Source organism: Sphingobacteriales bacterium (assembly GCA_016699615.1).
In the GTDB taxonomy this organism is placed as follows: domain Bacteria; phylum Bacteroidota; class Bacteroidia; order Chitinophagales; family JADIYW01; genus JADJSS01.
The window spans coordinates 2,560,564-2,575,363 of sequence record CP064984.1 but is presented as its reverse complement, the minus strand read 5'-3'; the positions used below and the strand labels follow the sequence as shown (position 1 = coordinate 2,575,363).

The 14,800-nt window shown below is 29.8% G+C and carries 11 protein-coding genes, 1 tRNA gene and 1 pseudogene; 6 read left to right on the top strand and 7 right to left on the bottom strand.

The window, feature by feature from the left end; all coding sequences use genetic code 11:
• Window positions 1-31: 31 nt before the first annotated feature.
• Together topA and IPK18_12155 are read right to left on the bottom strand one after the other, a co-directional pair.
• Window positions 32-2,566, bottom strand: a pseudogene (gene topA, locus IPK18_12160) (type I DNA topoisomerase).
• Window positions 2,567-2,722: 156 nt separating this feature from the next.
• Window positions 2,723-3,547, bottom strand: coding sequence for an MBL fold metallo-hydrolase (locus IPK18_12155; GenBank protein ID QQR97587.1), 825 nt, complete (start codon window positions 3,545-3,547; stop codon window positions 2,723-2,725).
• A gap of 83 nt (window positions 3,548-3,630) precedes the next feature.
• Between IPK18_12155 and IPK18_12150 the strand changes: the two genes are divergently transcribed.
• Entirely contained in the window at window positions 3,631-4,509 is an 879-nt protein-coding gene (locus IPK18_12150; GenBank protein ID QQR97586.1) for a hypothetical protein, read from the top strand.
• A gap of 71 nt (window positions 4,510-4,580) precedes the next feature.
• On the opposite strand, the gene secDF is transcribed toward IPK18_12150, so the two are convergent.
• The 3 genes from secDF to guaA all read right to left on the bottom strand — a co-directional run bounded on the left by secDF (window position 4,581) and on the right by guaA (window position 10,745).
• Complete coding sequence (gene secDF / locus IPK18_12145; GenBank protein QQR97585.1) at window positions 4,581-7,727, bottom strand: protein translocase subunit SecDF; 3,147 nt, start codon at window positions 7,725-7,727, stop codon at window positions 4,581-4,583.
• 116 nt (window positions 7,728-7,843) lie between these two features.
• Complete coding sequence (locus IPK18_12140) at window positions 7,844-9,247, bottom strand: amino acid ABC transporter substrate-binding protein (protein QQR97584.1); 1,404 nt, start codon at window positions 9,245-9,247, stop codon at window positions 7,844-7,846.
• Complete coding sequence (gene guaA / locus IPK18_12135; protein QQR97583.1) at window positions 9,204-10,745, bottom strand: glutamine-hydrolyzing GMP synthase; 1,542 nt, start codon at window positions 10,743-10,745, stop codon at window positions 9,204-9,206. The genes IPK18_12140 and guaA overlap by 44 nt, the downstream gene beginning before the upstream one ends.
• Window positions 10,746-10,833: 88 nt before the next feature.
• On the opposite strand from guaA, the gene IPK18_12130 reads away from it, so the two are divergent.
• The 3 genes from IPK18_12130 to IPK18_12120 all read left to right on the top strand — a co-directional run bounded on the left by IPK18_12130 (window position 10,834) and on the right by IPK18_12120 (window position 13,133).
• Complete coding sequence (locus IPK18_12130; GenBank protein ID QQR97582.1) at window positions 10,834-11,568, top strand: SIMPL domain-containing protein; 735 nt, start codon at window positions 10,834-10,836, stop codon at window positions 11,566-11,568.
• Between the two features lie 28 nt (window positions 11,569-11,596).
• On the top strand, window positions 11,597-12,415 hold the full coding sequence (locus IPK18_12125) for an NAD(P)-dependent oxidoreductase (protein ID QQR97581.1): 819 nt from the start codon (window positions 11,597-11,599) through the stop codon (window positions 12,413-12,415).
• Window positions 12,416-12,476: 61 nt separating this feature from the next.
• Window positions 12,477-13,133: a hypothetical protein gene (locus IPK18_12120; protein ID QQR97580.1), complete on the top strand. Its 657-nt coding sequence runs from the start codon at window positions 12,477-12,479 to the stop codon at window positions 13,131-13,133.
• A 121-nt stretch (window positions 13,134-13,254) separates the two neighbouring features.
• On the opposite strand, the gene IPK18_12115 is transcribed toward IPK18_12120, so the two are convergent.
• Window positions 13,255-13,328 (bottom strand) — tRNA-Met (locus IPK18_12115).
• Between the two features lie 69 nt (window positions 13,329-13,397).
• Here IPK18_12115 and IPK18_12110 point away from each other — a divergent pair.
• Together IPK18_12110 and IPK18_12105 are read left to right on the top strand one after the other, a co-directional pair.
• Window positions 13,398-13,712 (top strand): ATP-dependent Clp protease adaptor ClpS, encoded by a 315-nt coding sequence (locus IPK18_12110; GenBank protein ID QQR97579.1) that lies wholly within the window; start codon window positions 13,398-13,400, stop codon window positions 13,710-13,712.
• Window positions 13,713-13,714: 2 nt separating this feature from the next.
• Window positions 13,715-14,380, top strand: a complete 666-nt coding sequence (locus IPK18_12105; GenBank protein QQR97578.1) for a leucyl/phenylalanyl-tRNA--protein transferase — start codon at window positions 13,715-13,717, stop codon at window positions 14,378-14,380.
• 15 nt (window positions 14,381-14,395) lie between these two features.
• Here the strand turns inward: IPK18_12105 and IPK18_12100 are convergent, their stop codons facing one another.
• Window positions 14,396-14,800 carry a GtrA family protein gene (locus IPK18_12100; GenBank protein ID QQR97577.1) on the bottom strand — a complete coding sequence of 135 codons (405 nt, stop codon included), beginning with the start codon at window positions 14,798-14,800 and terminating at the stop codon, window positions 14,396-14,398.

Here is a 14,800-nt window from a genome sequence, read left to right as displayed (position 1 = left end):
TCTATAACATTTATATCTTCAAAAAAGTTTTTTATTTTTTACTTGTGCTTTTGGTTGCTGCTTTCTTTGCTGGCGCTTTTTTGGCTGGTGCTTTCTTTGTTTTTTTCTCAAAAGCATTTGGCACTTGTGCTTCTATCATTTTTTTCACTTCTTCTAATGTCAATAAAGCTGCTTCTTCGCTTGTGTATTTTTTTCCTGTAAGTTTTAATATTTTTTTATTGAATTTGATAATTGGCCCCCAACGTGCATTTTCTATATTTATTTTCTCTTCAGGAAAACTGAGTATTACTCTATTGGCTTCTTTCTCAATTTTTTTCTATCAATTCATCGCAATCTTTTGCGTTAGTGTATCAAAATTGTATGCTCTTGGAATATTGATGAACATATCATTCCATTTAATGTATGGACCAAATCTGCCTTTTCCTTTTGACACTGGCAAGTTTTGATAGTATGCAATTGGTGCGTCAGCATCTTGTTTTTGTTGTATTAATTCTATTGCTCTTTCTAAAGTTACTTCTGTAGGTTCTTCTCCTTTTGGCAACGAAATAAATTGTTCATTATATTTTATATATGGTCCAAATCTACCATCACTTACTATAACTTCTTCGTTGTTATAATTTCCTAAAGAAAGTGGTAATTTGAATAATTCTAATGCTTCTTCTAATGTAATCGTTTCTATACTTTGTCCGTTTCTTAGTTTGGCGTATTTTGGTTTTTCTTCATCATCTACACTTCCAACTTGTATCATTGGGCCATATCTACCTAGTTTTGCAACGATTTGTTTTTTTGATTCTGATTCAACACCTAATACTCTTTCTCCTGTTACATAATCTGTACCTTCTGATGCTTCAATATCTTTGTGAAATGGTGTATAAAATTGTGTTAATGATTTTGTCCATTCTTTACTACCTTCAGCAATTAAGTCAAAATCTTTTTCCATATCTGCAGTAAAAGAATAATCCATAATTTTTGGAAAATGTTTTACTAGATAATCGCAAACTAAAGAACCAATATCTGTTGGAATTAATTTTCCTTTTAATGAGCCTGTATTTTCAGACAAAGTTTCTAACACTATTTCTTTATTTTGATTGAGTTCTAATTTATTGTATGCTCTTGGTTTGCCTTCAGCTTCGCCTTTGCTTACATATTCTCTATTTTGTATGGTAGAAATTGTTGGTGCATAAGTTGATGGACGACCAATGCCTAATTCTTCTAATTTCTTAATTAAACTTGCTTCAGTATATCTTGATGGTGGTTGCGAAAATCGTTGTCTTGCTTCTATATTTTTGTACTCTAAAACTTGATTTACATTAAGTGCTGGCAACATACCTGTTTCTTCTTGCTCTTCATCGTCTGTACTTTCTATATATACTTTTAAGAATCCTTCAAATTTTAGCACTTCTCCTTCTGCTGAAAAAATTTCTTTTCTGTTTGATATATCAATTTTTGCTACTGTTTTTTCTAGTCTTGCATTACTCATCTGCGATGCAATAGTTCTTTTCCAAATTAGTTGATATAATTTTTCTTCGTCTCTATTACTACCTTCGTTAGTATTTTCTATATATGTTGGTCGTATTGCTTCGTGAGCTTCTTGTGCATTTGAGTTTTTGCTACTGTATTGTCTTTTGTTTGCATACTCATTTCCAAATTCTTTATTGATGTACGAATTGATTGAATTCAATGCTAATTCAGATAAGTTTGGTGAGTCAGTTCTCATGTAAGTAATCTTACCTGCTTCGTACAATTTTTGTGCAACAAGCATTGTTCTTGAAACTGAAAATCCTAATTTTCGTGATGCTTCTTGTTGTAATGTAGATGTTGTAAATGGTGCTGATGGACTTTTTTGTGTTGGCTTTACTTGTATGTCTTTGATTTTAAATATTGCATCTTTGCATGCTTCTAAGAAATCTTTAGCAACTGCTTCTTCTTTAAATTTCTCAGACAATTCTGCTTTAAATACTTTTTTATCAGAAATAAAATAGGCTACTACTTTATAGAATGATTCTGAATTAAAATGTATAATTTCTCTTTCTCTTTCTACTACTAATCGAACAGCCACAGATTGTACTCTTCCTGCTGATAATGTTCTTCGTCCTAATTTTTTCCATAATACTGGTGACAACTCAAAACCTACTACTCTATCTAAAACTCTACGTGCTTGTTGTGCATAGAATAAATTTTGGTCAATCAATCTTGGATGTGCTACTGCATTTTTTATTGCTGGTGCTGTAATCTCATTAAAAACAATTCGTTTGGTTGTGTTCATATCAAGATTTAATACTTCGCACAAATGCCATGAAATGGCTTCACCTTCACGATCCTCATCCGTTGCTAACCACACTTCTGCATCTTTCGCTAATTTCTGTAATTCTTTAACGACTTTTTCTTTGTCTTCTGATATTATATATTTAGGTGCGAAATTATTATTAATATCAACACCCATATCTTTTTTAGCTAAATCGCGAATATGTCCAAAGCATGACTTTACAGTGAAATCTTTGCCTAAAATTTTTTCAATAGTTTTTGCTTTTGCTGGTGACTCTACTATCAGTAAGTTTTTTGTCATAATATAGGATTTGATTGTACAAAATATCTTATTGGCAATTATAAAATAAAATTGCCTTTAAAATCTGCACAAATAAAAGAATTTTTTTTCAGAAATAAAATTCAAATGGCATATTTACAATATGTTAGCAGAAAAAATGATAATTCAATAATAGTATTATTGCTTGTTTCTTAGGTCACGTAACACACTGTATATCATATTTTCGGCACAGAAACCACCAAATGTGATGAATTTATTTAGATAATTTTCCTTCAAATCCATTTTACTGAAAATTTCTTTTTGTGTGTATCCTTGTTTGTGATAGCTTGTAACTGTTTGTGCAAAGTCTTGGAAAAACTCTAGTTTCCGTGTTAATCTTTCTTTGCCATGTTCTACTTTTGGATTGTGCGAACAAAACAAAACATCAAAATCTAATTGTATTAATTTCTTTAATGATTCAATTTGTGTTAATAAACTTTCGAATCTTGCAAAATATTTTATTTTATCTGCTACATACAAATCTCCACTAAATAACCAACCTTTATTTGGTTCATAATAACAAAAATGGTCTGGCGAATGCCCTGGTGTATAAATTGCTTTTAATTGATGATTTTCTGTTTCTATTATTTCATTATCATGAATTACATTAATATTTGCTTTATCTACTTTTCCACTCAGCATGGCAGACAAAGGCGAAATTGTGTATCCATTTTTTAAAATATCATGTGCATATTGATGACCATATGCTGGAATTTGTAATTTTTTTATTAGATAACCAAGATTCCCAGAATGGTCTTCGTGATGATGCGTGAGCAAAATTTTTGAAATATTTTTGTCCTTTAGAATTGAATATAAATTATCTCTATTATGTCTTTGTGCTGTATCTATCAACACATCATCAATAAGATAAGTATATACAGTTTGAACATTTTTGCTCATTCTATAAACGCTAAATCTATAATAGTCTACGTCTTCAAAATTATATACAATCTTTCTAGTCACTGATACTAAATTTATATAATATTGCTTGATAGTATATTCAACAGAATATTGCTATATTGTTAAGATAATAAATTCTAATGCTTATGAAAAAATTTACTACACCTATTTTGCTACTTATTATTGGAATTTTACTTGGTATACTTTTGATGAAAAAAACTCAAGTGATGATGAATGTAGATAAACCAATGAATATCAAAATTGATGATGAGGTACCATTAAGTGTAAATGTGACTGACAACATTGGCATACAACTAAAAAGCAATTTGAATACTAAAATAAATGTGAGCGAACCACTTAGTATAAATTTGAATGAAGTAATTGATGTACCATTAAAAATGAATTTAACTGTACCTTTGAATACTGAAATTTTTATGGATCAAGTATTAGATTTAAAATTTGATCTGCCAGTTGATATTATATTAGATGAAAGCGAAATTGGATTGAACAACTTAGTGATTCCATTTAATAAAAAACTTAAAATTGAAGATTCTTTAGATGTTGACTTTTCGATTCCATTAGATACAAAAATTAGAACTAATTTTAAACGATTTTTCAATATTTCATTGCCTGTAAAAGCCGAAATTCCTGTAAAAGTAAAGATACCCATCAATCAACCATTACAAGTAAATGACACATTAATTTTGGATGCACAAGATTATACTATTCCTTTTAAAACTATAATTCCTGTTGTCGCTCAAGTGCCTATCAAACAGAAAGTAAAAATACAAGGAGAATTGGAAGTTCCTGTAAATCAAAATGTGCGTATTCCTTTAAAGAAATTAATTTCTGCACCTGTTACAAAACCATTTACTGCTGAGGTACAAACGCTTAATGAGAATATTGAAACGAGCTTTAATACTAACTTAAATACAACAGCTAAATTTGACAAACCATTACGTGTTTCTGGAATGGATTCACTTATAATAGATCCAAGTAAAATAAAATTTCAAATAAAGAAATAAGACAACTTTATCATTAACGTAATAAGGCAAATCTAAATAGATTTGCCTTATTAATATTGAGTAAAAGTTATTTACTTGCTATTCTTTTTCTTTGTATTAGTTGCTGATGCAACACTTGTTGTATTATGTCCTAAACTTTTCCCTTTATCTATATCATACATAATTGGTGAAGCAATAAATACTGATGAGTAGATACCAATAATTACGCCTAATAACATTGCGAATGAAAATCCTTTCAATACTGAACCACCAAACAAGAATAAGATAAATACCACAATAAACACTGTAAATGCAGTATTAAATGTTCTTGACAATGTACTATTGATAGCTGCATTCATGGTATCTTTCATATCTGCCTTAGGATTTTCTTTTAAATACTCTCTCAATCTGTCAAAGATGATTACTGTATCGTTTATTGAATAACCTATTATCGTTAAAATTGCTGCAATAAATGTTTGGTCAATTTCTAATGGGAAAGGTAATATTCCATGGAATATCGAGAATATACATATTACAATGATAGCATCATGTAAGGTTGCAACTACTGCACCTACTGAATATCCATACTTTCTAAATCTTATAAATATATATACAAATATTGCTAACAATGACAATATTGTAGCTTTAATAGAGCTATTTCTAAAATCTACAGATATTGATGGATCTACTTTTGTAGAACTCAATACATTAGCTGTTTTAAAATTCTCATAAGTTGTATTTCCAATAAACTTAGACAATCCATTATATACAGCTTTTTCTGCTTTTTCATCTGCTTCTTTGTTATTCTTTTTAATTAAATATTTTGTTGTAATTTTTACTTGATTTGCTGCTCCAAATTGCTTTACAACTGTACCATTTCCTAGTACTTTATCTAATTCATTTCTAATATCTGTCGTATTGACTGGTTGTTCGAAACGCACTCTATACTCACGACCACCTTCAAAATCAATACCTAAATCAAAGCCTTTAGTAACCATAGATACAATACCTAAAACGATGATAGTAGTTGATAAAATATATGCAAATTTTCTTTTACCTATAAAATCAAAATTATATCCTTGTAAAAAGTTTTTTGTATACGATGTAACATAGTTGTATGTTTTACCTCTATCAGCTTGAAAATCTACAAATAATTTTGTTAGCAATACTGCTGTAAATAATGTAGTTAAAATACCAATACATAATGTAACAGCAAATCCAGTGATTGGTCCCATACCTATTGCACCTAAAATTAATCCTGTAATTAATGTTGTAATATTACCATCTATGATTGCTGCAAGTGAATGTTGAAAACCATCTTTCATCGATGCAATCAAGGATTTTCCTGATCTTATTTCTTCTTTTATTCGCTCATAGATAATTACGTTAGCATCTACTGCCATACCTAAAGTAAGTACTAAACCAGCAATACCTGGAAGTGTTAATGTAAATCCGAAAGGTAGACCAGCCATTAAACCTATGATTAAGAATAAGTTTAATATCATCATTAAGCTGGCAATTAAACCACCTGATGAATAGAAAACCATCATAAAAATAAATATTAATAAGATACTTGCTCCTAATGCTATTAATCCTGCTCTGATAGATTGTTCACCTAATGATGGTCCAACTAATTCTTCCTCAATTATTTTTGCTGATGCTGGTAACTTACCAATTTTTAGCATGTTTGATAAATCTTGTGCTTCTTCTTGTGTAAATCCACCTTGAATTACTGAATTTCCACCATCAATTTGTGTATTTACAATTGGTGCCGAAACTACTTGATTATCTACAGCAATTGCAATATGATTCCCAATATTCTTTTTAGTTAAATCACTCCAAGTTCTTGCGCCTTCGCCATTCATTTGCATGTTTACAACTACTTGTCCAGATTGGTCAATGTCTTTTCTAGAGTCAGTAACTGCACTTCCATCTAATGGTGCATCACCATCTGTTGAACCTTTTTTGATTGCATATAAACCAAATACTTTCACTTTATTTTTTGGATCATCTTGATCACCAAGTGGCTTTAAGCTATACATGAATGCGATGTCTTTTGGAAATGCATCTAATACTTCTGGATAACTTAAATATTGATTTAACAATGCAGTATCTAATGCTCTTGCATAGCCTATCATTGGACTTTCATTGTATCTATTATTTTGGTCTACAGACGGAAATAAAATACTAAACAATGGATTGTCTTGTTTGTATTCTTCAATTCTTGCAGCTTGTGAAGTATCTGTACTTGCATTATTTTTCTTACCTACATTTCCTAATATATCTTTTGTTGTATCAGTGCTTTGTTGTTCTGTTGTTGAACCTGATTCTAATATATTATCTAATAGATTTTTAGTTGTATCTTTTGTAGAAGATTTTTGATTACCTAAAACTACTTTTAAAACATCATTTGCTTTATTTAATGAGTTTCCGATTTGGTTTGCTTTGTATGTTTCCCAAAATTCTAGGTTAGCTGTTGCTTGTAATAATTTTCTTACACGAGCTGGATTATCAACACCTGCAATTTCCACTGTTATACGTGCTTTATTTGGATCTAAACTTACTGTAGGTTGTTTAGTACCAAATTGGTCAATTCTTGATGTAATGATACTATAAGTTCTTTGTATTGCAGAAGATGCTTCTTCTCTAATTACTTTTTCTACATCACCATCTGATGATGTGTGTTTTATTCTATCAGCATATTGTCTGGTTGCAAAAAGTGGTGCTAATTTAGAACTTGGACTTAGTTGTTTGTATTCTTTAATAAACAAACTAATATAGTCATCTTGACTAGATTGCATTTTTGTTTCTGCTTGTTCTAATGCTTTTACAAAGTTTGGATCTCTGTTATCATCAGACATTGAAGTAAATAACTCTTTGAATGAAACTTGAAGTACAACAATCATTCCACCTTGCAAATCCAAACCAAGATTTAATTGTTGTTCTTTTGCTTGTTTGTAAGTGCTACCTAAGTATACTTTTTCATTTTGAATTGAATCTAAATATCTGTTTTTATAGTTTATACGCTCTTGTCTTATCGTATCTTGATATAAAAACTGCATTAATTCATTATTTGGATATCTTAATTTAGGATCATCCATTTTTACTTTCTCTTCTGCAATTTTCATTGCATTTTTCTCTATAGAATTTACTTTGAAGGTAAATGATAGGTAATAAACACATAATAAAACAATAAGTGCAGTAAATGCAACAATAAAAATTCTAGTACCTTTGCTCATGATATTTTTTTAAACGAGGTGCAAATATAGCATTTTCGTATAAAATAACACTATTATTTTATTAACAAAAAGATAAAGATTTTCGGAATATATTAAAAATGCACTAAAAATGGTTACTATTCGTTTTTAATAAAAGCGCCACTATTCCATTTATATAGCTTAAGACTTAAATTATCATAATAATCTATTGATTTTGAATTACTTATACTTGGTATAAAATTAAAGTCTGATTGTAGATAAGTTGAATACGATAAATCATCTTTTTCTAAGAAACTCTTATTATTTTCAATTCTCATCAATAAAAACTGTAATAAATCGTAGCCTAAATAGGATAACTCTGTTGGTTCTTTAACAAAATTATCTTGATATTTTTGATTGAATAGCTTGGTATCTGTATTGGTATTATAAGCGTAGATTGTATATAAATTGTGTTTAAAATTCTTTGCTGTAATTAATGATTTTGAAAATTTAATTTTTGAATTTGCATAAATATCTAATGGATTCTTTATTGAAGCTAATTTATTAATAACATTCTTTATGTACAATTCATTTGATGAAAGTATAACAATATTCCTTTTAGAAATTGTATCAGTAGTATACAATTTTTGTGCTATATTATCTGATGATTTCAAATTATAAGTTACATAGTCGATAGAAGTATTTGGATAAGTACTGTTTTGTTCGATAATATTTTTTAAGAATGCGATTTTTTCAGAAACAGTATCAGCGTCATCATATATTATTTCTATTTTTTGATTTAGCTGATTTTGTTGAATTGTTTGAATGATATATTGGTATTGTGCATACAAACTTGGAGTGACACTGTAAAAAAATGGATTATTTTTTACTGAATATATAGAATTTGTAATTGGAGAAAACAATGGTTTTTGATTTTGTTTGGCAAACTCTGACAATAATTTTACTTGTGTTGCATTAAATGGTGCTACAATATAGTCTGCATTTTTAAGTACTGGCGATTGCATTAATGTATTCAACTCATCACTACTATTTTTATCATCAACAAAATATACATTTACATTTTTGTTATAAGACTCATTTTCTTCTTTTGCTAATTTACATCCAAGATAAAAATCCATAGCTTTTTTAGAATCAGGCAATAATTGCTTAGAAGAATCATCAACATAAACACCACTAATTGGAATTTGATTGAGCATAAATGGCAATACTACAGCAATTCTGTAATCATTTTTTATATTATTGTCTATTCCAGTTACAAAACTATCAATCTTAGTATTGATTATAGATTCTTTTTCTATATTGATTTCTGGTATTGATGGCTTTGCATCATCCATATCCAAAATATCTACTGGAATTGTATATTTTGCAACTGAATCTCTTTTTACATTTATCTCTACTATTTCTGCATCTTTCTTTTTAGACTTATCGCCAGGCAATCTTTTTCCAGCACCACAAGATGTGATGAGTAAAATAATAGAAAATAAAAATAACATTAATTTATTCCCATTCAATAGTTGCTGGCGGCTTTGAGCTAATATCATAGACTACTCTGTTTATTCCTTTTACGTTATTAATTATTTTATTTGAAACTTTTGCTAAAAAAGTATATGGCAGATGACACCAATCTGCTGTCATTCCATCTACAGAACTTACTGCTCGTAGTGCAACTACATTTTCGTAGGTACGCTCATCGCCCATTACACCAACTGATTGCACTGGAAGCAACATTACGCCTGCTTGCCACACTTCATTATATAAATTATCTTCTTTTAAACTATCCATAAAAATAGCATCAGCCAGCTGTAGCATTTTTACTTTTTCTGCTGTAATATCACTTAATATTCTAATGCTTAATCCTGGACCAGGAAATGGATGTCTATTCAAAATATTGTCTGGTAATTTTAGTGCTTTACCAACTCGTCTTACTTCATCTTTAAATAGTTTTCTAAGTGGTTCGATAATTTTAAGATGCATTTTCTCTGGCAAACCACCTACATTATGGTGCGATTTTATTTTTGCTGATGGTCCGTGTACAGAAACTGACTCTATCACATCTGGATAAATGGTACCTTGAGCCAAATAAGTAACGTTTTCTAATTTACTTGCTTCTTCCTGAAATACATCTATAAACACCTTACCTATAATTTTTCTTTTTGCTTCTGGTTCTGTTATGCCTTCCAACTCACTATAAAATCTTTCAGACACATCACAACCAATAATATTTAATCCTAATTCTTTATAACTTTCTAATACATTTTCATATTCTTTATATCGCAACAACCCATTATTTACAAAAATGCAATACAATTGTTTTCCTATTGCTTTGTGTAATAATAGTGCAGCTACGCTTGAATCAACTCCACCACTCAAACCTAATACTACATTTTCCGTGCCAACTACATTTTTTAGTTCTTGTACCGTTTCTTGAATGAATGATTCTGCTGACCAATCTTGCTTACATTGGCAGATATCAACTACAAAATTCTTGATTATTTGCAAACCATCTAAGCTATGAGTAACTTCTGGATGAAATTGAATACCATAAACTGGCTTATCTATCAATTTGAAAGCAGCAACAGGAATATCGTGGGTAGATGCTAACAATTCTGCATCAATTGGTAATTCTAAGATAGAATCTCCATGCGACATCCATATTTGACTGTTATTTGGAATATTTTTTAATAGATTTTCATCATTATTTATAATCAAATTTGCTCTACCGTATTCTCTTTTTGCAGATTTCTCTACTTTTCCTGCAAATACTTTTGCCATATATTGTGCACCATAGCAAACACCTAAAACTGGCAATTGATTCTTTTGTTGTAATAATTCTAATAATGGAAACAACAATGCATTATCTTGTAAAACAGAAAAAGGACTACCTGATAAAATAACACCTTTTACATCTGATGTAACTATCTTATCTATTGATGTATTGTATGGTACAATTTCACAATAAACACTCAATTCTCTAATTCTACGTGCAATTAACTGAGTGTATTGAGAACCAAAATCGAAGATGATAACTTTATCGTGCATGTGCAAAATTAAAAATTAAGAATTATATTGTTGCTAATATTTAAAATCATCAAAATTAATTAACTTAGACCATAAAATAACATTAAACATGGAAAATACAAAAAAGATAGTTGCACTCATAATTGGACTATCGTTCATCATTGGTACTTTTATGGTAGCTAATGCTTTCAAATACAAAACAAAGAAACAACAAACAATCTTAGTAACAGGATTGGCAGAACATGATTTTGTGAGTGATTTGATTGTTTGGGAAGGAAGTTTCAATAGACAATCGTTTGATATGAAAGAAGCCTACGCATCATTAAAAGCTGACCAAGCAAAAGTAAAAAGCTATTTAACTCAAAAAGAAATAAACCCATCAGAAATTACGTTTTCAGCTATCACTATCAACAAAGATTTTGTTTCATCTAGAGATGAGTATGGCAACTACACGCAACGTTTTAATGGATACAATCTTTCTTCTGATGTAATTGTGGAATCTAAAGAAATTAGCAAAGTAGAAAACATCTATAAAGACATTGCACAATTGATTGACCAAGGCATTGAAATAAATTCTTATGCGCCAAGATATTATTACACCAAACTAAAAGACTTAAAAATAGATTTATTGGCAAAAGCATCTGAGGATGCCAACATAAGAGCAAAAACAATAGCAAACAATTCAAAATCATCTTTAGGAAAATTAATAAAAGCAAGCATGGGTATTTTTCAAATTACAGGACAAAATTCTGATGAAGATTATAGCTATGGTGGAACATTTAATACTTCTAGTAAAAACAAAACTGCATCAATCACTGTGCGTGCAGAATATCAAATCAAATAAAAATTATTACTAAATAAAATTCAAAACAATGTCATTCAAAAACAAAACAGTATTTATCTCAGGCGGAACACGTGGAATTGGACACGCTATAGGCATGCGACTTGCTAAAGAAGGTGCAAACATAGTCATTGCCGCAAAAAGCACAGAGCCACATCCAAAATTGCCTGGTACTATATTTATTGCAGCCGAAGATATGGAAAAAGCAGGTGGAAAAGGCTTAGCTATAAAATGTGATATAAGAAATGAAGATGAAGTAATTAATGCTGTACAACAAACAGTAGAAACTTTTGGTGGCATAGATATTTTAATTAATAATGCATCTGCTATCAACCTAACACCTACGCTTGCATTGGATATGAAACGCTACGATTTAATGCAAGACATCAATACAAGAGGCACCTATCTTTGTTCACAAAAATGCATTCCATATTTATTAAAATCAGAAAATCCACATATTTTAAATTTATCACCACCATTAACATCAATCACCGAGCATTGGTTTAAAAACCATGTTGGCTACTCGATTGCAAAATTTGGCATGAGCTTATGTGTATTAGGCATGAGTGGCGAATTTAAAGGTAAAATTGGTGTAAATGGATTATGGCCAAGAACAACAATTGCTACATCTGCTGTACAAAACTTATTAGGTGGCGATTCTATTATGAATGCATCAAGAAAGCCAGAAATATTGGCTGATGCTGCATACTATATTTTAAAAAGAGATGCTAAGATAACAACAGGCAACTATTTTGTAGATGACGAAGTTTTGGAATCTGAAGGCATTACAAATTTAGACCAATATGCAGTAAAACCAGGCACACAACTTGCTCCAGACTTTTTTATATAGCTTATAAGTCAAGTATTAATTTATAATTTATAAAACTCAAATACATTAATACTAATATAAGATGAAACAAGTAGAAATTAACTTTGATAGACCAATAAAATTATTTCAAGTATTTCGGAATATAAATATCTATGATAAGTCACAAAAGTCTTTTGATGATAGAAAAAACGAAATGAATTGGACTGACTTTCATTCAAAAACAGGTTATGTTTCTAACAACGAACTTTATCTTCCTGAATGTATCCTAAATAATTCTAATTTTAAAAACTGTGATTTGATTATTCTGGAAGACAACAAACAAGCAGAAACATTAGTAAGGACAGATACAAACTACACAAAAATTTCAAATTCAAATAATGAATATATCTATTGCTTTAGAACAACTCAAAACAACAAGTATCATATTTTTGAGATAAAGGAAAACACAAGCATTGATTTGCATTTACTTTATAACTATTTTGAAATTGGCATACCCGAACGTGAAAATCATAAACTATGTGAAATAAAAATCAACAAGCCAATTGAAATAAAAATTAATGGGAAAACAGATTTTTCTATGTCCTCAAGAAGAGCAAGAATGTTTAAAGAACAAAATTATATTATTAATTACATTGGAGATTTTAATAAATGCAAAATACTACAAGAACCATATCAAGCAATATCAAAACAAGTACCAAATAATAGAAAAATTATTGACTTGAATAAATCATTATGGTAAAAAAGAAACATAGATAGTTTATATTAGAATATATCTACAAAAAAATAAACTCATTTGAATTTACTTAAAATAAAAAAACAGATAAAAATCATTGTTATACAAGTCATTTTATCTGTTTATGTAGCGGAGCGGGGAATTGAACCCCGGACCTCAGGGTTATGAATCCTGCGCTCTAACCACCTGAGCTACCCCGCCATTTTCGGTGTGCAAAATTAAGACATTTATTTGATTATCCAAATATTTTTTTATTATTTTTGTGTACTGATGAGCAAGTACAATACTATACGAAACCTAACTGAAGTAAAAGAAAATCCAGAACTTGATGTAGATATTCTAACAGAAGTAGACTTAGGTTGGCAACTCGTAGTACACAATGATGATGTAAATACTTTTGAATGGGTGATAGAATCATTAGTAGATATTTGCAGACATACATCTGAACAAGCTGAACAATGTGCTTATTTCATACATTTTAAAGGGAAATACGCTGTTAAACATGGTACAGAAACAGAGCTTATTCCAATGAAAGAAGCTTTATTGGATAGAGGAATTACAGCAACAATCGAATCAAACGCATAACCTTGCCAATTTATATCTTAGATGAAGCAATTTATTTCCCAAATGTAGAAAGCGCTACAAAGGAAGGCATTCTCGCAGTAGGTGGCGATTTATCTGAAGAAAGATTATTGCTAGCTTATAAATCTGGAATATTCCCATGGTATTCTGATGATGAGCCAATTATTTGGTGGACACCAAATCCACGTTTTGTGCTTTTTCCTACTGAGTTGAAAGTATCAAAATCTATGCAACAGTTGTTGAATAAAAATGCTTTTGATGTTACCTACAATCAAGTATTTGTGCAAGTAATGCAAGCTTGCGCAGCTGCAAAAAGAAATTATCAGACGGAAGATGAACAAGGCACTTGGATAACTGATGACATGATAGAAGCGTATTATAACTTACACAAAAAAGGCTTTGCAACATCTGTTGAAGTTTGGGAAAAAGATGAATTGGTAGGTGGCTTGTATGGTGTGCAAATTGGCAAATGTTTTTTTGGCGAATCTATGTTTCATACAAAAAGCAATGCCAGCAAATATGGTTTTATAAGTTTAGTAAAAAAACTACAAGAAGAAAATTTTGCTATTATAGATTGTCAAGTATACACACCACATTTAGAAAGCTTGGGTGCAAAGCATATTGAAAGAAAAGATTTCATTAGTATATTAGAAAAACACACTACACTATAAACAAATATTGTTGGATTACTTTATATTTTGTCTACTAGTAGGTTTGAATACCCAAAATTTTTGCAAGGTAAAATTGAATCCAATGGAAACAAATAAATCTACAATTATTCTACTTATTTTATAATCAAAATATAGTGCTTCTGTAAAAATGTAGGTACCAAGTGTTTTGAGCATAATACTTCCTGCAACAACTAAATAAAATTTGAATAATTGTGTTTGTATATTTTTAGAATCATCACTATATGTCCAATATTTATTGATAGAAAAATTGACAACTGCACCTAAAATTCCACCAATAACTATTGAAAGCGTATAATGAATATGCAAATACTCTGTGCAAAATATCATTACACAATAATCAAACGCACCACCAAGAAATGCTGATAATTGTGCTTTAATAAATACTTTTGCCAATTGCAT